We start from the raw sequence: 18,703 nt of genomic DNA on the forward strand, positions 1-18,703 counted from the left end.
GCTCGCCGCGCGGCCGGCGGGACGACGACGCCGTCGGTCGCCACCGAGACCGCGGCGCGGGGCCGGGCGACGAGGTACCCCTCCCCCACCAGCTGATCGACCGCGGCGACGACGGAGCCGCGCGAGACGCCGAGCTGCTCGGCGAGCACACGGCTCGACGGGATCGGATCGCCGGCCCGGTAGCGCCCGTCGAGGACCGCGGCCCGCAGCGCCTCCGCGAGCGTCGCCCGGACCCTGCCTCGCGCGGCCGGCCCGTGCAGCAGCGGACTCTCGAGATCTCCCGACGCCACCAACTCCCCCGATCTGGACCACTCGAATAGTCCTCCGCTGGCATTCTGACAGATCCAGAGCGCCCCGCACCATGGACACCCTCCCCCTCACCGACCGCACCCGCGTCACCCGCCTCCGCGACCGCCAGAGCACCGACCGCGCAGCTCTCGACGCGATCCTCGACGAGGCGCTCGTCGCCCACGTCGCCGTCGTGCGCGACGGGGCCGCGATCGTCCTGCCGATCCTCTTCGCCCGCGACGGCGACCGGCTCCTCCTGCACGGCTCGAGCGGCGGCGGCCTCCTGCGGGCCGCCGCGCGCGGCGCTCAGCTGACCGTCTCGGTGACGCTGGTCGACGGGCTGGTCGTCGCCCGGTCGACCTTCGACAGCTCGATGAACTACCGCTCCGCGATGATCCTGGGCACGGCCGAGACCCTCGAGGGCGACGAGAAGGCGCGGGCGCTCGAGCTGCTCTCGGCCCGCCTGCTCCCGGGTAGGAACGAGGAGGTCCGCCCCAGCACGGCCCGCGAGATCGCAGCGACCCTCGTGCTGCGGATGCCGCTGGGCGAGGCGAGCGTCAAGGTGCGCGCGGCGGGTCCGTCCGACGACGACGCCCAGACCGACGGGGTCTGGGCCGGGGTCGTCCCCGTGGTCACCCGCACGCTGCCGCCGGTCGCGGCGCCCGGCTCCGACGCCCGGGTCCCCGCGTCGGTGACGGCCTTCGTCGACGCCGTCGACTCCGCCGCTCCCGCTTTCCGGTGAGCCGCTACTTCGCGTCCTGACGCGGGAAGACCACCTTCTGCACGACGATGATGACGGAGGCGGCGACCGGGATCGCGACGAGCGCCCCGAGGACGCCCGCGATCGTGCCGCCCGCGACGGCCGCGATGACGACGACCGCGCCGGGCACCGAGACCGCGCGGTTCATGATCCGCGGGCTCAGGAGGTAGGCCTCGACCTGCATGTAGACGAGGTAGTAGATCGCGGCGACCAGCGCGGTGAGCGGCGAGGCCAGCAGGCAGGCGAGCGAGATGATCACGGCGCCCGAGATGGTGCCGACCAGCGGGATCAGCGACCCGAGGAACGCGACGCACGCCAGCAGCGCGGGGACCGGCCCGCCGATGCTCAGCAGCAGGATGAAGGTCAGGATGCCGTTGACGCCCGCGAGCGACACCTGCCCGACGACGTAGCGCCCGACGGCTCCGGTGATCTCGTCGCCGACCTCGTGCGCCTTCGCGCGGTGCGACGCCGGCGCGAAGCGGTACGCGACCGACTTCATCGAGCGCAGCGACGCGAGGAAGTACAGGGTCAGGATGAGCACGATGATCGACCCGGTGACACCGCTCGCGATGCCGGTGCCGACCGCGAGCAGCCCGCCTCCGAGCGAGAGCAGGTTGTTGGGGTCGCCGATGAAGCTCTGCACGCTGCTGATCAGCTGATCGACCTCGACGACGCCCCGCAGCTGCTCCTCGAGATCGAGCACCCACTGCTGTGAGGCGATGTCGGTCACGATCCTGGGCGCGCTGGTCACGAACAGGGTCAGCTGCTCGATCAGGATCGGGATGATGTAGAGCAGGAGCCCGGCGAACAGCAGCACCACCGCAGCGAAGACCAGGGTGATCGCGAGGGGCCGCGGGATCTTCCGCTCGAGCCACGAGACGAGGGGGTCGAGGCCGAGCGCGAAGAACATCGCGACGAAGATGTAGGTGAGCACCGTGCCGAGCTCGACGACGAGACCGCCGAGCACGAGCGCCACGAGCACCCCGAGGCCGCCGAACAGACCGATGCGGAACGAGCGGATCGTGAAGACCGGCTTGTCCGGGTCGGTCGACACCACGATGTCGGGCTCGACAGGAGGCGGGCCGGCCGCCGTCCTGCGCCGGCGGGAGCGGGCGAAGGCGCGCGGGGTCATCATGCGTCGAGCGTAGCGGGACGCGGAGGAGGGCTCTGCGGCGCCGCCCGGGCCTTGACGACGTCCCGGCTCAGGCCTCAGGATCCCTGTCGTCGACCGCGGGATCGTCGCGGTGCAGCGCCGCGTGGTGCTCCCACTCGGCGAGCAGCGTCTCGATCGCGGCGTGGAAGCGGGCCGTCGCCGCCCCGGGTGTCGTGTCGCCGAAGTAGTGGGTCACCCAGCGATCGAGCCGCGCGGCCGACGACTCGTCGTGCTCGACGGCGCCGATCCGGTCGGCGATGGCGGAGGCGTCCTCGGCGCGCAGCCACTCCGCGCCGCCCAGGTACCCGGTCTCGTCGACCTCGGCATCGGGACTCGTCGGCCGGGTGACCATCAGCGGTCGCCCCGTCGCGAGTCGGTCGTAGACCATTGCCGAGACGTCGAGGATCGCGACGTCGGCCGCGGCCAGCTGCCAGCCGAGCTCGGCCCCGGTGTCGTGCACGTGGTGCGCCGACGGATCCGCGGCGTTGGCGGCCGCCAGGAGAGCCACGATGCGGCGGTCGGCAGCGCCGTACTGCGGATCGACGGCACCGCTGCGGGGGTGCGGCCGGTAGATCAGCCGGAACCGCCGGTCGGCGAGCAGGGCCTCGGCGAGCGCCACCCCGTGACTCCGGATCGAGCCGTAGCCGGCCGCGGGCCGGTCGCCCTCCCAGGTCGGCGCGTACAGCACGACCTGGCGCTCGTCGGGCGCGAAGGGCGTGCGCCCGGCGAAATGGTCGGCCTGCGGGCGGCCGATCGCGAGGGTGCGCTTGTCGAAGTCGAAGTCCCAGAGCACCCGGTGCAGCCGGGCCAGGGCCGCGTCCCCCGCGATGAGGCTGTAGTCGTACGCCTTGTACTGATTGGTCGTCATGTACATCTTGTCGCTCTCGCCGTGGTTGACGAAGACGTGCCACCGGCGGCCGTACCGCATCATCTGGAAGTTGCGGGAGTTCTGGTTGACGTAGAGCACGATCCGCAGCGGCTGCGAGGCGATGGTGCTCTCGAGATCTGCGACGGAGCGCACGTAGGCGACGGGCACGGGGCTCTCGCGCAGCAGCACCTCGGCGGCGCTCGCGTTGCGCGAGAGCAGGACGACCGGATGCGTCCGGGCCAGCTCCTGGAGCGGCCGGTACCACTGCCGCACCTGGTAGAGGTTGATGTCGGCGTCGGCGAAGTACACGCCGATCTCGAAGCGGTCGGCCGGCAGCGGTCCCCGGGTCGCGAGCAGGCCCGCGACGGCGTGCCGGGCGCGCCGAGCGGCGAGGAGATCGCGCAGGATCCCGCGCGCGAGACCCGCGTCCGTCCGGAGGCGGTCGAGGACGTCGCGGAGAGCCGGCATCGGAACAGGCTACCCGGGGCGCGGATCAGGCGGGCGTCACCCGGAGCCAGACGAACTGGAGCGGAGCGAGCCGGAACCCCTCGCGGAGGTCGACCGTGATCTCGGTGACGAGGTCGAGGGCCCAGGCGTCGAAGCCGCCGAAGCGCTCCGGATCGATCTCCTGGACGTCGTCCGACACGTTCGCGAGCACGAGGACCGACTCGCCGTCTCCGGGCCGCTGGTAGCCCAGCACGTGGCGGTTGACCGGGTCGAACACCGTGAGCGCGGTGCCGGCGAAGAGCGGCACGGCCTTGCGGACGGCGATCAGGTGCAGGAGTCCGCCGAAGATCTCGCCCGCGTCGGTGCCGGGCGTCTCGCGCTCGGCGTAGCGCTCGGTGGGCCGACGCGGCCGGTTCACCCAGCGCGAGTCGCCCGCGGTCGTCGGGTCGTCGACGTAGCCGTAGTCGTTCAGCTGCCCGACCTCGTCGCCGAGGTAGAGCAGCGGCAGCCCGCCGGTGCTGAGGGCGATCGAGTGGGCCAGGAGCACCCGGTCGATCCCGTAGGCGTCGCCCGCCTCCACTCCGGCGAGGGACGCCGTCGTCCCCGACACCCGGCGGTCGCCGGTGCGGGGGTTCTCCTGGAACGGCACGCCGCGGGCGAAGGTGCCCTCGAAGCGGTCGGTGTAGAAATCGTTGAGGAACCGCCGGTGCCCCGCGGCGTCGATGCCGAGCTCGGCCGCGTCCTCATCGGCGAAGGTCCAGCCGATGTCGTCGTGCCCGCGCACGTAGTTGACCCACGCCGTCCCCTCCGGGAGGGCGTGGCGGCGCTCGAGCGCCTGCGAGAGGAGGCGGACGTCGCGCGTCGCGAGAGCCTCCCAGGTCAGCGCCATCTGCAGCGGGTTGTACGAGAGCTGGCACTCCTCGAGGTCGATGTACTCGACGACCTCGTCCGGGTGCACGATCGCCTCCGACTTGAACAGCAGCGACGGGGCGGCGAGGCGGCAGACCTCGTTGAACGCGCGCAGCAGCAGGTGCGCCTCGGGCTGCGACTCGCTCGTGGTGCCGAGCTTCTTCGCGATGAAGGCGACGGCGTCCATCCGCAGCGCGTCGACCCCCTGGTTCGCCAGGAAGAGCATCTCGCCCGCCATCGCGCGGAACACCTCGGGGTTGGAGTAGTTGAGGTCCCACTGGTAGCGGTGGAAGGTGGCCCACACCCACCGGCCGTCCTCGAGCTGCACGAACGAGCCGGGGTGGTCGTCGGGGAAGATCTCGCGCGTGGTGCGCTCGAAGGCGTCGGGCTGCTCGCGGTCGGGGAAGATCCAGTAGTAGTCCTCGAAGCGCTGCTCGCCCGCGAGTGCCCGGCGGGCCCACTCGTGCTCGTTCGAGGTGTGGTTGAAGACGAAGTCGACGACGAGCGCGATCCCGTGCTCGCGCAGCTCGGAGGCGAGGCGGCGCAGCCCCTCCATGTCGCCGAGGTCCGGCCGGACGCGCCGGTAGCTCGACACCGCGTAACCGCCGTCCGACTCGCCCTCCGGCGCGTCGAAGATCGGCATCAGGTGCAGGTAGTTCAGCCCGATCTCGCGGAAGTACGGGATCTCGGCACGAAGTCCGTCGAGGTCGCCGGCGAAGCGGTCGACGTAGCAGACGCCGCCGAGCGCCTTGTTCGAGAGGTACCAGTCCGGATGCTGCTGCCGCACGGCGTCGAGGGCGCGCAGGTCGGCGGGGCGCTCCTCCCACGACGAGGCGGCGAGCTCGACCAGGGCGACCAGCTGGTCGGCGAGGTCGTCGCGGCCGGCGTAGACCTCCGACAAGAGCTCGACGAGCCGCGGGAGGTGGGCGTCGAGGCGGGCCTGGAACTCGGGGTCCCCAGCCGCGCCCGGGGAGTCGTCGATCCGGCCCCGCACCGTCCGCAGGAGTTCCTGGGGTGTGAGCGCGCCGGAGAGCAGCTGCGTCGAATCGAACACCGTCGTCCTTTCGGGAGCCTCCCGCCCGGCCGGGGGGCGGTTGCCCCGATGCTAGACGATCGGGGGACGCCCGGCGAACGCCATGCGGAGCACCGTCCGCCACGACAGGACGCGCCGCTCTCCCGGGTCCGCTCGCCAGCCCTCCCGCCAGCCGGCGAACCACGCGCCGAGCGCGGCGCGGTCGCGGGCCCAGCGGAGGCACTGGATCGCGGTCCAGGAGCCGACGTAGGCGACGGCGAGCGGCGCAGGAAGGTTCCGCCGCGCGAGCCAGACGCGGTTGCGCGCGTTCAGCCGGTAGTAGTCGGCGTGCCGCGTCGGCTGGATCACCGGGTGCTCGGCGACCAGCTCGCCGGCGTACCAGGTGGTGCGCCCGGTGTCCCACACCCGCCAGGCGAGCTCGATCCCCTCGTGCGCGTAGAAGAAGGGCTCGGCCCAGCCGCCGGTCTGCTCGAAGACGTCGCGGCGCAGCACGACCGCCCCCTCCCACACCGAGAACACGGGGCCGGAGCGGCGCGGGTCGCCCTTGAGGATCCGCGGGATCCAGCGCGTCGGGGCCGGAGTCCCGTCGGTGCTGTCGACACGGGGCTGGACCAGGCCGATCCGCCGGGGTGAGCGCAGGAGCGCGACGGCGTCGGCGAGGAAGGCCGGCGACGGGATGCGCGCGTCGTCGTCGAGGAAGAAGAGGTACTCCCCCGACACCCTCGGGACGCCGGCGTTCCGGCCCGCCGGGATCCCGAGGTTCTCGGGCAGGGCGACGCCGCGGACGCCGTCGGGCAGACCGGTCGGCTCCCAGCCGTTGCCGACGCAGACGACGTCGAGCACGACGCCCTCCTGCGCGAGCACGCTCGCGAGGCCGGCGGCGAGATCGTCGGGCCGGGTGCCCTGGGTCAGGACGACGACTCCGACGCGGGGCTCAGGAGCGGACACGCTTGGAGGCCATGATCGCGACGAAGTGCCCGATCAGGGCGAGGAACGCGAGCGGCAGCAGCGCCGAGACCAGGAAGCGGTCGGCCTCGGAGGCGCCGACGACCAGCCCGACGAGCGAGGCTGCGAAGGCGAGCATCGTCAGCTCGACCGAGTGGTACAGACGGTGGAACGGCACGAACCGCGCGGTGCGGCGGAGGCGGGCGAGCCCCGACGAGGACGGCACCGCCTCGCCCTTCGTGTCGGCCAGCTTCGTGAGCCCGGCGTTCGCGCGGGCCACGTGCACCATGTCGTTGAGCGCCTTGTTCAGCACGATGACGAGGGCGAGCGCCAGCCCGATGGTGGTCCACAGGTAGTCGGCCGGGGCGTCGAACGGCAGCCCGGCCGCGCGGAGGCCCAGCGCGATCGGGATGAGCGCCTCGGTCGTGTAGTGCCCGACCTTGTCGAGGAAGACCCCGGCGGGCGACGAGGTCCGGCGCCAGCGCGCGACCTCGCCGTCGCAGCAGTCGACGAGCATCTGCAGCTGACCGAGGAGGAGGGCCAGGGCGGCACCGGCGATGCCGGGGATCAGCAGGGCCGCGGCGGCGCTCCAGCCGACCAGGATCATCAGACCGGTCACGCCGTTCGCCGAGATCGACGTGCGGAGCAGGACCCAGGTCAGGTAGGGAGAGAACCGCCGCAGGTAGAGCGAGGCGGTCCAGTGCTCGGCGTTCCGGCGCCCGCGCACCTCGGGCGGCTGGGCCACCTCCCGGAGCTCCGCGATCGATCGGGGTCTGGTGGTCGCGGTCATGCGCCCCTCCCTGGGTCGGCCCGGGGCTGGTGGCGGTGGGCGGCGATGTTGCTGGTCAGCCCGGCGAACCCGAGGACGAACCCCGTGCCCCAGGCGACATGGATCGACGGGATCACGACGGCGAACCACAGCATCGCGCGGATCCCATCGGGGCGCGCGACGACGATTGTCGCGGCGGCGACCAGGAGGAGGTAGCCGACGGGCACCGCGAGACCGACCAGCAGCCACGGTGCGGCGCCGACCAGGGCCTGGACGACTCCGCCGAGGCCCGAGAGCAGGCCGAGCGCGAGGAGGGCGACCAGGACGGGCGGGGCGAAGTAGCGCAGGGAGCGGGAGGCGGGGAACAGGCGGGTCAGCTCGCCGCGCCACATCCCGGTCGAGAGGAACTGCCGCAGCAGCGCCCGCATCGACGGGCGGGGGCGGTAGGTGACCGTCAGGCGCGGAGTGAACCAGACGACACCGCCGCCCTCGCGGATGCGGCGGTTCAGCTCCCAGTCCTGGCCGCGCTTGAAGCGTTCGTCGAAGAGCCCCGCCCGCTCGAGCGCGCTGCGGCGGAAGACGCCCAGGTAGACGGTCTCGGCCGGGCCCTCCTGGCCGCCGACGTGGTGGGGGGTGCCGCCGAGGCCGATGCGCGAGCCGTAGGCCCGGGCGACCGCGCGCTGGAACGGGGTGAGGCCCTCCGCCGCCATGACGCCGCCGACGTTGTCGGCCCCGGAGCGCTGCAGCGCCGCGACGGCCTCGCGCGCGTAGTCGGCCGGCAGCACCGAGTGCGCGTCGACGCGCACCACGACCGGGTGCCGCGAGGCGCGGATGGCGGCGTTCAGCCCGGCGGGCGTGGACCCGACGGCGTTCGGCACCACGTGGATCCGCGGGTCGGCCGCGCTCAGCTGGGCCACCAGCTCCTCGGTGCCGTCGATGCTCGGAGCGACAGCGAGGACGATGTCGAACGGCCCGGAGTAGTCCTGGGCCAGCAGGGAGTCGACCGCCGCCCTGACGTGGGTGACCTCGTTCAGCACCGGCATGACGTACGAGACGCCGGGCAGATGGGAGAGGTCGTCCGTCGGTGTCTCGGGCTGCATGGGTCCAGTTCGTGAGGCGGGAGCCCAACCCTAGCAGCCCCCGAGGACACGTCCTCGGGGGCTGCGGTGGCGCTCGGAAGGGGTCAGCTGGTGGCCATCTCGCCCAGCGTCACGTCGACCTCGTAGCTCTGCCCACCCCGGACGTAGGTCAGCTGGACGTCGGCGCCGGCGGCCTGCGCGCGCACCTGGGCGGTGAGGTCGGAGGCGCTCGTGATGGGCGTTCCCGACACCTCCGTCACGATGTCCCCGGCGGCGAGTCCGGCGGCCTGCGCCGCTCCCCCGCTGGTGACCTCCTGGATCGACGCGCCGAGCACGTCGGCCGTCGAGTCGGTGACGCTCGCGCCGAGGAGTCCGTGCGTGGCGGAGCCGTTCGCGATGATCTCCTTCGCGACGCGCTCGGCGATCGCGCTCGGGATCGCGAAGCCGACTCCGATGTTGCCCGACTGCTCGCTCGAGCCCGACGACTGACCGGCGCTGGCGATCGCGACGTTGACGCCGATGAGCTCGCCGTCGCTGTCCAGCAGCGCTCCGCCGGAGTTGCCGGGGTTGATCGCCGCGTCGGTCTGGATGACCGGCAGCGAGATCGTGCTCGTGGCCTGGGTCTGCTCGTTCTGGCCCGGGATGTCGAAGTTGAACGGGCTGTCGGTGCTGCCGCTCGAGCTGTCGCCGGAGTCGTCGGGAGCGGCGGAGGACGCGACCTGGATGCTGCGGTTCAGCGCGCTCACGATGCCGTCGGTGACGGTGCCCGAGAGGCCGAGCGGCGCTCCGATCGCGACGGCGGTGTCGCCGACGTTGATCTCCGACGAGTCGGCGAAGGTGATCGGAGTGAGATCGCTCGCGTCCGTGAGCTTGATCACGGCGAGGTCGAGAGTCGGGTCGGTGCCCACGATCGTCGCGTCGAAGATCCAGCCGTCGCTGGTCGTGACGGTGACGGCGGCGTCCGCGGCCGCACCGTCGAGGGTCACGACGTGCGTGTTGGTCAGGACGTAGCCGTCGTCCGAGAGGACGATGCCGGAGCCCGTTCCCGCTGAGGAACCGCCGCTCACCGAGATGGTCACGACGCTCGGAGTGGCCTTGGCCGCGACCGCGGTCGCCGTCGTGGCGTCCTCGGCGTTGTTGACGGTGATGGTCTGCGAGCCGCCGGAGGAGACGACGCGGGTGGCCGAGCCGTTGGAGGCCGACCAGAGACCGAACACACCGGCGCCCGCCACTCCGCCGACGACGGCGCCGATGGCGAGGGCCGCGACGACGCTGACACCCGCGCGGCGGCGGGGCGCCGACGGGGTCTGCGCGGCCGGCGGCTCACCGGCGGGGCCGAAGGCGCTCGAGCTCGGCGGCTCCTCGGAGCTGTGCACGGTGTGCGGGGCGGGCGGCGCGTACTGGGCGGCCGCCGGGGCGTACTGGCCGTACCGGGGCGAGGGCTGCTCGGGTCGCGCCTGGTTGCCGGCGTCGGAGTTCGGCGTGTAGGGCGGCTGCGGAGTGGTCGCCTCGCGGATCGGCTCGGTGGGCCCGGTCGTCGACGAGGACGCTCCCCCGCGGTCGCCGGACTCTGACGGCGTGGTGGGTTCCTCCGGCTGACGAGGACCCTCGTGACTCTCGGTCATGGGTGCTGCTCCTTCCAAGCGGGGATAGCTTGGCCATCGAACCTGGGCGTTTCTTATGACGGGCCTGCAAGCAGGACATCAATGCGGGAGGTGCACACTGAGAGGGTGAGCATCCATGGATCCTGGACCCGCGCCGCGGCCGGCGCCGGACTTCTCGGCCCCGGCGGCGAGGTCGCCGCCACCGTCTTCAGCGAGATGAGCGCCCTCGCGGCCCGCACCGGGGCGATCAACCTCGGCCAGGGCTTCCCCGACGAGGACGGACCGCGCGAGGTGCTCGAGACGGCGCGGGAGGCGATCGCCTCCGGACTGAACCAGTACCCGCCCGGCCCCGGCTTCCCCGTGCTGCGCACCGCGATCTCGGCGCACCAGCGCCGCTTCTACGGCCTCGAGGTCGATCCCGACGGCGAGGTCCTGGTGACCACCGGCGCGACGGAGGCCCTCGCGGCCACCATGCTCGCCCTCCTCGAGCCCGGCGACGAGGTGGTGACCTTCACCCCGCACTACGACGCCTACGGAGCCCTCATCGCGCTGGCCGGAGGCGTGCACCGCACGGTCGCCCTGCGCGGTCCCACCTTCACCGTCGACCACGACGAGCTGGAGCGCGCCGTCACCGACCGCACGCGCGTGATCCTCGTCAACGACCCGCACAACCCGACGGGCTCCGTCCTCCCCGCCGACACACGCGAGCTGATCGTCCGGCTCGCCGAGCGGCACGACGCGCTGATCGTGACCGACGAGGTCTACGAGCACCTCCGCTTCGACGGCGCGCACGTGCCGATCGCGACGCTGCCCGGTGCGTTCGAGCGCACGCTCACGATCTCGTCCGCCGGCAAGACGTTCAGCACCACGGGCTGGAAGATCGGCTGGATCACCGGGCCGCGCGAGCTCGTCACCGCCGTGCTCGCGGTCAAGCAGTTCCTCACCTACGTCAGCGGGTCGCCGTTCCAGGGCGCGGTGGCGCGGGGGCTCGGGCTCGACGACGTCTTCTTCACGGGGATCGCCGCGACCCTGGAGCGCAAGCGGGACATCCTCTCGGCCGGCCTCTCGGCGGCCGGATTCTCGGTGTCGCCGTCGGCGGGCAGCTACTTCGTGGTGGCCGACGCGGCACCGCTCGGGTTCGAGGACTCCGTCGCCTTCTGCGGCGCGCTGCCCGAGCTGGCCGGCGTCGTGGCGGTGCCGGTCTCGGCCTTCTGCCGGGCCGAGGACGCGGCACCCTACCGCTCGCTGGTGCGCTTCGCCTTCTGCAAGCGCTTCGAGGTGCTCGACAGCGCGGCGGAGCGGCTCGCCGCGATGCGGCCGAGGGGCTGACCGGGCTCGGGGCCGATCGGACTCAGATCGGCTCGACGCGGAAGCGCCGCAGCGCCAGCGCCGGGTTCTTCGTGCGGGCGGCGTCGATCCGCTCGCGCGAGATCCAGGCGACCGCGACGTCCTCGGCCTCGCCGAGGGTCGCGATCTCGACGCCCATCGGGTCGACGATCATGCTCGTGCCCACGCCGATCGGAGGCGTCTGGTCGGCCGCCAGGAGGTAGATCGTGTTCTCGAGAGCGCGAGCAGTGACGAGGACGCGCCAGTGCGCCTCCTTCAGCGGGCCGCGCACCCACTCGGCCGGGGCTGCGACGACCTCGGCGCCCGCGTCGACGAGCCAGCGCGTCACCTCGGGGAAGCGCAGGTCGTAGCAGGTCTGCAGGCCGACGACGAGGCCGCCGACCTCGAAGGTCTGCGGCGCCTCGATGCCGCCCGCGGCGACCCACTCGGACTCGGTCTGACCGAAGGCGTCGTAGAGGTGGAGCTTGCGGTACCGCGCGACGAGGGCACCCTGCTGATCGAGCGCGATCAGGGTGTTCGCGATGCGCCGCTCGCCGTCGACGGCCTCGACCATGCCGGCTACGAGGTGGACGCCCAGATCGCGGGCGATCTCACCGAGGCCGGAGGCGAACGGGCCGTCGAGCGCCTCGCCGGCGGCGACGAGCTCGGGGCCGAGCGGGTCGACGAAGAACGAGCTGTACTCGGGGAGGACGACGAGGCTCGCGCCGCGACCCGCCGCCACCGTCGCGAGACGGCGGATCGTGGCGAGGTTGGCGGCGCGGTCGGCGGTCGGCGCGAACTGAGCGACCGCGACGCCGACGGCCCGGGCGTCGGCCGCCATCAGCTCGGCGGGTAGAGGAAGAGCGGGACGCTCGAGGCGGGGATCGTCCGCGTGTGGTACGCGTGGTCGTTGCCCCAGTTGTACTCCTCGAGCGAGACGCTGCCGTCGGAGTTGACCGACTGCACGTACGCGACGTGGTTGCCGTTGAACCACGCGACGCTGCCGGGGACGGGCGTGGTGCTGGTCACCCAGCCGTGCGACGCCCACTGACCCGCCCAGGCGTAGGCGCTGCCGCCGCCGGGCGTCAGGTTGCCCCAGGTCCACTTGAAGGGGGCGCCGGTGGAGCCCTGATCGCGGTTGAGGCGCCACGCGACGAAGTCGACGCACTCGCGGTAGTAGTAGCGCAGCGGCGAGAGGCCGCCGCCCTGGTCGTCGGTCAGCGCGTCGCGCCACGGATAGTCGTCGCCCTCTTCGCGCGGGGTGACCGAGGTGCTCGAGCCGCTGGAGCCCGTGGCGGAGCTCGTCGCCCCGCCGGTCGTCCTGGCCTCCTCGGCGGCGGCAGCGGCCTCCTCGGCCTCGCGCGCCGCCTTCTCGGCCGCGGCGGCGAGCGCGCGGGCCTGTGCCGCGGCCTCGTCGAGCTGGGCCTGGGTGGGCGCGGTGAAGGAGTCGCGGATCACCTGCTCCTGCACGGCGGCGCCCGACACGGTGAGCTTCTGGTTGCCGAGCGCCTGCACGCGGGCGGCCGCCTCGATGGCGGCCTGCGAGTCGGGTGCCGGGTCGAACGAGTAGGCGGGGAGGGCCATCACCGCGACCATCCCGGCGATCGCGGCGACGGCGACGGTGCTCAGCGCGGCGCGGAGGCCCCGGCGGGAGCGGCGCCGCACGGGGGCGACGGCGGCCAGGACGGGCGCCTTCACGGGTGCGGGTGCGGGCCGGACGACGGGGACCGGGCGGGTGGCGGACTCCGCGTCCCGGCGGCTGCGCCGGGAGGGGTGGACGGTCGACCCGTCCGATCCTCCGGGGGTCGGTACCGAGCTGTCGTCCACCTGTTCGTCCGTCACGCCTGAACCCTTCGCATCCCGACGAGGATACCGTGCGGCTCGCCGCGACACACCAGGCCGAGGCGCGTCATGACGCGCGGAGGGGGTGCGCGAGCTCGTCCGGGCCGAGTCGTGCGAGGACGAGCGTCAGCACCGCGGCCGCCGCGGCGAGGGCTCCGACGACCGCGAAAGTCGGCGCGATGCCGAACGCCTCCCCCACCGGGCCTGCGACGGCCATCGAGACGGGCATCAGGGCGAGCGAGACGAAGAAGTCGAGGCTCGACACGCGACCGAGCAGGGCGGGCGGCACCCGCTGCTGCAGGAGCGTGCCCCAGAGCACCTGTGCCGCGGCTCCGGTGACCCCGTCGACGAAGAGGATCGCGGCGATCAGCCACAGCTGGTCGACGACGCCGAGGAACACGAACGGCAGCACGCCGAATCCCCACAGCAGGACCATCGTCGTGAGGTAGCGCCGCGGGATCGGCCGCGACGAGATCACCAGCGAGCCGATCACGCCTCCGCAGCCGTACGCCGTGAGAGCGAGCGCGTAGCCGGAGGCGCCGGCTCCGGTCTGGTCGCGCACGGCGAAGGGCACGAGCACCTCGATCGGCCCGACCACGAGGAAGACGAGGACGACGGCGAACAGGAGCGTCGCGAGGAGCCACCGGGTGCGCAGCATGTAGCCGAAGCCCTCGCGCAGGTCGCGGAGGGCCGAGCGGATCGGGCCGGTCCCCTCCTCCGTCGTGCGCTGGAAGGGCACGGGACCCATCAGCACCAGCGCGATGAGGGCGAGCGCGTAGCCCCCGGCCGTCACGGCGAAGGCCGCCGACGGCGCGGCGACCGCGATGACCAGCCCGGCGAGGGCGGGGCCGGCCGCACTCTGCGCGACGGGGCGCAGCGCCCCCTCCACTCCGTTGGCCGCGAGGAGCTGCGCCTCGGGCAGCAGCCTCGGGAGGATCACCGAGTAGGCGGGGAAGAAGAAGGCCTCGCCGACGCCGAGCACGAACGCCAGCACGGTGAGCTGCCAGAGGGCCAGCACTCCGGAGGCGTCGAGCGCGACGGCCGCGAGGACGGCGACGATGCGCACCGCCTCGACACCGAGGAGGAGCCGGCGCTGCGGGACGCGGTCGGCCGCGACTCCGCCGAGCAGGACGGCGAGGACGAGGCCGAGCGCCGACGCCGCGGCCACGACCGAGACGTCGCTCGGGCCGCCGCCGAGGGCGATCACCTGCCAGACGAGGGCGACGAGCCAGACTCCGCTCGCCAGCAGCGACGCGGCGAGCGAGAGGGCGAGGAAGCGGTAGGCGCGGGTCTCGAACGGGCGCAGCGCGCGCGGGAGAGCCCTGGCCATGCCTAGCTCCCTCCGCACCCGTGACGCGGGCAGCCGACCAGAGTAGCGTCCGGGGCGAGGCGCAGGCGACGGAGCCGCGCGGAGAGAGGTGCGGCCGTGGTCACGAGCGAGCGGGTCTTCAGCGGGTTCAGCGTCGACAGTGTCGAGGAGGCGGAGCGCTTCTACGGCGGGACGCTCGGCTTCGACGTCTCCGTGAACGGGATGGGGATCCTCGACATCACCCTGCCGGGCGGCGGTCACGCGATCGCCTACCCCAAGCCGACGCATGTGCCGGCGACGTTCACGATCCTGAATCTCGAGGTCGCCGACGTCGACGCCGCTGTCGCCGAGCTGAATCGCGCGAATGTCGCCACGAAGATCTACGACGACGCCGAGACTCCGACCGACGCGACCGGAGTGATGCGCGGCCACGGCCCGACGATCGCGTGGTTCCGCGACCCTGCGGGCAACGTGCTCAGCGTGATCGCCGCGGACTGACGGGAGCCTCCGCGACACCCGTCGAGCTCGGCGGTCCCGGACCCGTCGCCGGTGCCGCTACGCCCTGCAGGGCCCGGCGTTAACGACGAAAGCCGGCCCTTCTCAGGACCGGCTTCCGTCTTCTTGTTGCGGGGGCAGGATTTGAACCTACGACCTCTGGGTTATGAGCCCAGCGAGCTACCGAACTGCTCCACCCCGCGGCACAAGAGAAAACACTACAGGCGCTTTCCGAGAAGTGCAAATCGAGGACGGAGCCGACCGGGGCGGGGTGCGTCAAGGTGGGGACTCAGACGCGCTTGGTCGCGACGATCGACTCGTCGTCGGCGGGCGGGCCGACCTCGAGGCCCGCGCGCTCGAGGGCCTCGGCGAGGCTGCGCAGGGAGTGGTCGACTCGACGGACGTCGGCGTCGACGACGCCCTCGCCCGCGTCGGGATCGAGGACGAACGAGCCGCCCGGCTCGACGAACCACTCGATGATCCGGGCCCACTCGTCGAGGTCGGGCAGCCATGAGACGGCGCTCCGGCTCGTCACGACGAGGCCGAAGGAGTCGGGCTCCGGCAGCATGTGCCGCAGCTCGTAGACGTTCGCGCAGAGGAAGCGCGAGCGATCGGACAGCCCGAGATCCTCCGCGAGGGCGCGGGCGCGTCGGACCACCGGCATCGAGAAGTCGACGCCGATGACCTCCGCGCCGCGCCGCGCGTGGACGAGGCTCCGGGAGCCGTCACCGCTCTGGAGGTGCAGGACGCGGACGCCCGCCTCCTCGTCGGAGGCGGGCGTCGCAGCCAGGAGCGGATCGGGCGAGCCCGGCTCCCTGGACTCCCAGTGCGCGCGGTTCAGGTTGAGCCACTCCCCCGAGCTCAGGTGCTCGCCGCGGTCGACCTGAACCACGGTGCTACTGCGCTTCCTCGGCGGCGAGTGCGCGCTGCAGCGCCTCGGTGAGCTTCTCGTCGGCGGCCGCGAAGGCCGTCAGGTCACCGGCGGTGAGAGCGGCCTGGCGCTCGGCCAGAGCGGCGCTGGCATCGCTCAGTGCCGCCTGCAGCTCCGTCTGGTCGGTCGTACCCGTTCCCGTGTCGGCCGGATCGGTCTCGGTGCCGGTGTCCGTGCCGGGATCGACGGGCGGGGCGGTGCTCGTGTCGACCGGCGTGCCGGTGTCTCCCGCGTCGGCACCGGAGTCGCCGCCGAAGAGGCTGTCGAGCGCCGCGTCGAGCGTGTCCTCGAAGGCGATGTCGTCACCGAATGCGACGAGCACCTTCTGCAGCAGCGGGAAGCTCGTGTTGCCGTTGGAGCTGACGTAGATCGGCTGGACGTACAGCAGACCGCCGCCGACCGGCAGGGTGAGCAGGTTCCCTCGCGTCACCGTCGTGTCACCGCGCTGGAGCAGCGCCAGCTGGTTGGCGACCGTCGGGTCGGTGTTGAACGCGTTCTGCACCTGGCCGGGGCCGGGGACCGTGTCGTCGCTCGGCAGCTCGAGCAGCCGGAGCGTGCCGTAGCCGTCCGCGATCGCGCCCGCGTCGGAGCCCGCATCGGAGTCGGCGACGAGGTAGCCCGTCAGGACGTTGCGGCTGGCCGCACTGCCCGGGACGCTGGCGGGGATGTACGTCGAGTAGAGCGAGTACGAGGGCGTCTCGACGTCGGGCGTCTGCAGCGTCAGGTAGTAGGGCGGCTGCAGGGCGTCGCCGCCCACGCCGGCCGCCGTCGTCGTCGAGTTGCCGCTGGTCGGGTCGTCCGGAGTCGACCAGGCCGCCTCGCGGGAGTAGAACGATCCGGCGTCGGTCACGTGGTACGTGCCGAGCACGGCACGCTGCACCTTGAAGAGGTCCTCGGGGTAGCGGACGTGGCTGAGCAGGTCGGCCGACATGTCGCTGATCGGCTCGACGGTGCTCGGGAAGATCTTCTGCCAGGTCTGCAGCACCGGGTCCTCGGTGTCCCACGCGTAGAGCGTCACCTTGCCGTCGTAGGCGTCGACCGTGGCCTTGACGCTGTTGCGGATGTAGTTGACGTCGTCGGTCGGGAACTGCTGCTGCGTGCTCGTGTCGGCGATCGCCTGCGAGAGGCTCTGCACCTCCGAGTACGGGTACTCGGACGAGGTCGTGTAGCCGTCGACGATCCAGACGACACGGCCGTCGACGACGCTCGGGTAGGCGTCGGAGTCGAGCGTGAGGTAGGGCGCGACCTTCTGGACGCGGTCGACGGGGTTGCGGTCGTAGAGGATCTGCGACTGGTCGTTCACTCCGTCGGACAGGAAGATCTGCTCGGACTGGAACTTGATCGCGTAGACGAGCTTCTTGAAGACGTTGTCGAGCGAAGGGCCGCCCTCGCCGTCGAAGGTCGTGTAGGTCTGCTGCTCGCCCTCGGTGCCCGACGGGTAGTCGAGCTCGATGTTGCGATCGCCCTCGCCGCCGACGATGGAGTAGGCGGGCGAGTTCTCGCCGAAGTAGATCCGCGGCTCGTAGTCGCCGAGCTCGCCGACCGTGGGGACCTGCGACTCGATGAAGACCGGCTCGCCGTCGGCCGAGCGCTGGTTGCCGTAGGCGGCGACCAGGCCGTAGCCGTGGGTGTAGACGAGGGTCTGGTTGTACCAGGTCTGGTTCGTGCCGAGGCCCGCGAGGTTCAGCTCGCGGACGCCGACCACGGCGTCCTGCGTCGCTCCGTCGATCGAGTAGCGGTCTACGTCGAGCGCGTTCTGCTGGTCGCCGAACGAGTAGTACTGGCGGAACTGCTGCAGCTGCGAGAACGCGTCGGTCACGACGGCGGGGTCGAGGATGCGGATGTTGGCCGTCGTCTCGGCGTCGGAGCGCAGGGCGCCCGGCTCGGCGTCGGTCGTCGCGTCGTACGGGATGACCTGCACGTCGTCGACTCCGTAGGCCTGACGGGTCATGTCGATGTTGCGCTGGATGTAGTCCTCTTCGAGCGTGCGCTCGTTCGGCACGACCTGGAACGTCTGGACGACCCAGGGGTAGAGGGAGCCGACGAGCAGGCTCGAGACGATGAGGAGCGCGGTGCCGATGACAGGGAGGCGCCAGCGGCCGATGAAGGCGGTGACGACGAAGAGCACGGCGACCAGGGCCGCGACTCCCGCGAGGATCTGCAGACCGGGGATGACCGCGTTGACGGTCGAGTAGGTCGCTCCGGTGATGCGCGCGCCCTGGTCGGTGAGCGTCGCGTACTGGTCGAGCCACAGGCTGACGGCCTGCACGAGCAGGTAGAGGGCCGCGATGACCGCGAGCTGGATGCGCGAGGACTTCGAGATCCGCACCTCGCGGCCGTTCACGCGGATCGCACCGTAGAGGTACCCGGTGGCCAGAGCGGCGAGACCCGAGATGAGCAGGACGGCCGAGGCGAAGCCGACGAGGCTCTGGTAGAAGGGCAGCTCGAAGAGGTAGAAGGACGTGTCCAGCCCGAACTGAGGGTCGGTGACGCCGGAGGGCGTGCGGTTCCAGAAGGTCAGGCTGGTCTGCCAGCGGGTGGCCGAGGAGACGCCGGCGAAGAGGCCGAGCACCGCGGGGATCCCGAAGGTGGCCAGGCGGCGCAGCGGCTCGACGACCTGCTGGTAGCGGTCGATCTGCGAGTTCAGCTTGGCGTAGACGGGGCGCAGGCGGTACGCGAGCATCAGGCTGATGAAGACCGGCACCGCCATCGCGACGAACCCGATGGCGAACAGCCCGCCGGCCGCCGCCCACTGGGTGGTCAGCACCGACAGGAAGCCCAGCTGGTCGTACCAGAGGATGTCGGTGTAGAGACCGGCGAAGACGAAGAACGCCACCACCAGAACGGCCACCACCACGACTGTGACGGCGAGAACGCTCCGTCTCTTCCGCGGCGGGGTTTCGGTTGCTGTGGAACTCACGGATGCGCCTCTGCTGTCGAGTTGT

16 protein-coding genes and 1 tRNA gene are annotated in these 18,703 nt (G+C 72.2%); 3 read left to right on the top strand and 14 right to left on the bottom strand.

Annotated features, from left to right (window positions below; all coding sequences use genetic code 11):
- Nucleotides 1-290, bottom strand: a 290-nt coding sequence (locus GRS92_RS19190; RefSeq protein WP_327437446.1) for a winged helix-turn-helix domain-containing protein, incomplete at its 3' end; no start/stop codon positions are given.
- A gap of 71 nt (nucleotides 291-361) precedes the next feature.
- Between GRS92_RS19190 and GRS92_RS13655 the strand changes: the two genes are divergently transcribed.
- On the top strand, nucleotides 362-1,030 hold the full coding sequence (locus GRS92_RS13655; protein ID WP_159857313.1) for a pyridoxamine 5'-phosphate oxidase family protein: 669 nt from the start codon (nucleotides 362-364) through the stop codon (nucleotides 1,028-1,030).
- Nucleotides 1,031-1,034: 4 nt separating this feature from the next.
- Here the strand turns inward: GRS92_RS13655 and GRS92_RS13660 are convergent, their stop codons facing one another.
- The 7 genes from GRS92_RS13660 to GRS92_RS13690 form a co-directional block, all read right to left on the bottom strand.
- Entirely contained in the window at nucleotides 1,035-2,183 is a 1,149-nt protein-coding gene (locus tag GRS92_RS13660; RefSeq protein WP_235022032.1) for an AI-2E family transporter, read from the bottom strand.
- Between the two features lie 67 nt (nucleotides 2,184-2,250).
- Nucleotides 2,251-3,537, bottom strand: coding sequence for a hypothetical protein (locus GRS92_RS13665; RefSeq protein ID WP_235022033.1), 1,287 nt, complete (start codon nucleotides 3,535-3,537; stop codon nucleotides 2,251-2,253).
- A 25-nt stretch (nucleotides 3,538-3,562) separates the two neighbouring features.
- Nucleotides 3,563-5,419, bottom strand: a complete 1,857-nt coding sequence (locus GRS92_RS13670; RefSeq protein ID WP_235022044.1) for an amylosucrase — start codon at nucleotides 5,417-5,419, stop codon at nucleotides 3,563-3,565.
- Between the two features lie 111 nt (nucleotides 5,420-5,530).
- A complete protein-coding gene (locus tag GRS92_RS13675; protein WP_159857315.1) occupies nucleotides 5,531-6,406 on the bottom strand; it encodes a glycosyltransferase family 2 protein in 876 nt (291 codons plus the stop codon).
- On the bottom strand, nucleotides 6,393-7,193 hold the full coding sequence (locus GRS92_RS13680; RefSeq protein WP_159857317.1) for a CDP-alcohol phosphatidyltransferase family protein: 801 nt from the start codon (nucleotides 7,191-7,193) through the stop codon (nucleotides 6,393-6,395). The genes GRS92_RS13675 and GRS92_RS13680 overlap by 14 nt, the downstream gene beginning before the upstream one ends.
- Complete coding sequence (locus GRS92_RS13685) at nucleotides 7,190-8,272, bottom strand: glycosyltransferase family 2 protein (protein WP_159857319.1); 1,083 nt, start codon at nucleotides 8,270-8,272, stop codon at nucleotides 7,190-7,192. The genes GRS92_RS13680 and GRS92_RS13685 overlap by 4 nt, the downstream gene beginning before the upstream one ends.
- Nucleotides 8,273-8,355: 83 nt before the next feature.
- A complete protein-coding gene (locus tag GRS92_RS13690; protein WP_159857321.1) occupies nucleotides 8,356-9,876 on the bottom strand; it encodes a S1C family serine protease in 1,521 nt (506 codons plus the stop codon).
- Between the two features lie 105 nt (nucleotides 9,877-9,981).
- Between GRS92_RS13690 and GRS92_RS13695 the strand changes: the two genes are divergently transcribed.
- A complete protein-coding gene (locus GRS92_RS13695; protein WP_159857323.1) occupies nucleotides 9,982-11,184 on the top strand; it encodes a pyridoxal phosphate-dependent aminotransferase in 1,203 nt (400 codons plus the stop codon).
- A 22-nt stretch (nucleotides 11,185-11,206) separates the two neighbouring features.
- Here GRS92_RS13695 and GRS92_RS13700 read toward each other — a convergent pair whose 3' ends face one another.
- The 3 genes from GRS92_RS13700 to GRS92_RS13710 form a co-directional block, all read right to left on the bottom strand.
- On the bottom strand, nucleotides 11,207-12,022 hold the full coding sequence (locus GRS92_RS13700; RefSeq protein WP_159857325.1) for a carbon-nitrogen hydrolase family protein: 816 nt from the start codon (nucleotides 12,020-12,022) through the stop codon (nucleotides 11,207-11,209).
- Complete coding sequence (locus GRS92_RS13705; RefSeq protein WP_159857327.1) at nucleotides 12,022-13,023, bottom strand: CHAP domain-containing protein; 1,002 nt, start codon at nucleotides 13,021-13,023, stop codon at nucleotides 12,022-12,024. The genes GRS92_RS13700 and GRS92_RS13705 overlap by 1 nt, the downstream gene beginning before the upstream one ends.
- A gap of 67 nt (nucleotides 13,024-13,090) precedes the next feature.
- On the bottom strand, nucleotides 13,091-14,353 hold the full coding sequence (locus GRS92_RS13710) for an MFS transporter (RefSeq protein ID WP_159857329.1): 1,263 nt from the start codon (nucleotides 14,351-14,353) through the stop codon (nucleotides 13,091-13,093).
- Nucleotides 14,354-14,449: 96 nt separating this feature from the next.
- Between GRS92_RS13710 and GRS92_RS13715 the strand changes: the two genes are divergently transcribed.
- A complete protein-coding gene (locus tag GRS92_RS13715) occupies nucleotides 14,450-14,830 on the top strand; it encodes a VOC family protein (RefSeq protein ID WP_159857331.1) in 381 nt (126 codons plus the stop codon).
- Nucleotides 14,831-14,956: 126 nt separating this feature from the next.
- Here GRS92_RS13715 and GRS92_RS13720 read toward each other — a convergent pair.
- The 3 genes from GRS92_RS13720 to GRS92_RS13730 form a co-directional block, all read right to left on the bottom strand.
- Nucleotides 14,957-15,030, bottom strand: a tRNA-Met gene (locus GRS92_RS13720).
- A gap of 86 nt (nucleotides 15,031-15,116) precedes the next feature.
- Nucleotides 15,117-15,719, bottom strand: coding sequence for a class I SAM-dependent methyltransferase (locus GRS92_RS13725; protein ID WP_159857333.1), 603 nt, complete (start codon nucleotides 15,717-15,719; stop codon nucleotides 15,117-15,119).
- A 4-nt stretch (nucleotides 15,720-15,723) separates the two neighbouring features.
- On the bottom strand, nucleotides 15,724-18,678 hold the full coding sequence (locus GRS92_RS13730; protein ID WP_204162405.1) for a UPF0182 family membrane protein: 2,955 nt from the start codon (nucleotides 18,676-18,678) through the stop codon (nucleotides 15,724-15,726).
- Nucleotides 18,679-18,703 lie beyond the last annotated feature (25 nt).

It is taken from the genome of Rathayibacter sp. VKM Ac-2754, from assembly GCF_009807095.1.
Taxonomy (GTDB): domain Bacteria; phylum Actinomycetota; class Actinomycetes; order Actinomycetales; family Microbacteriaceae; genus Rathayibacter.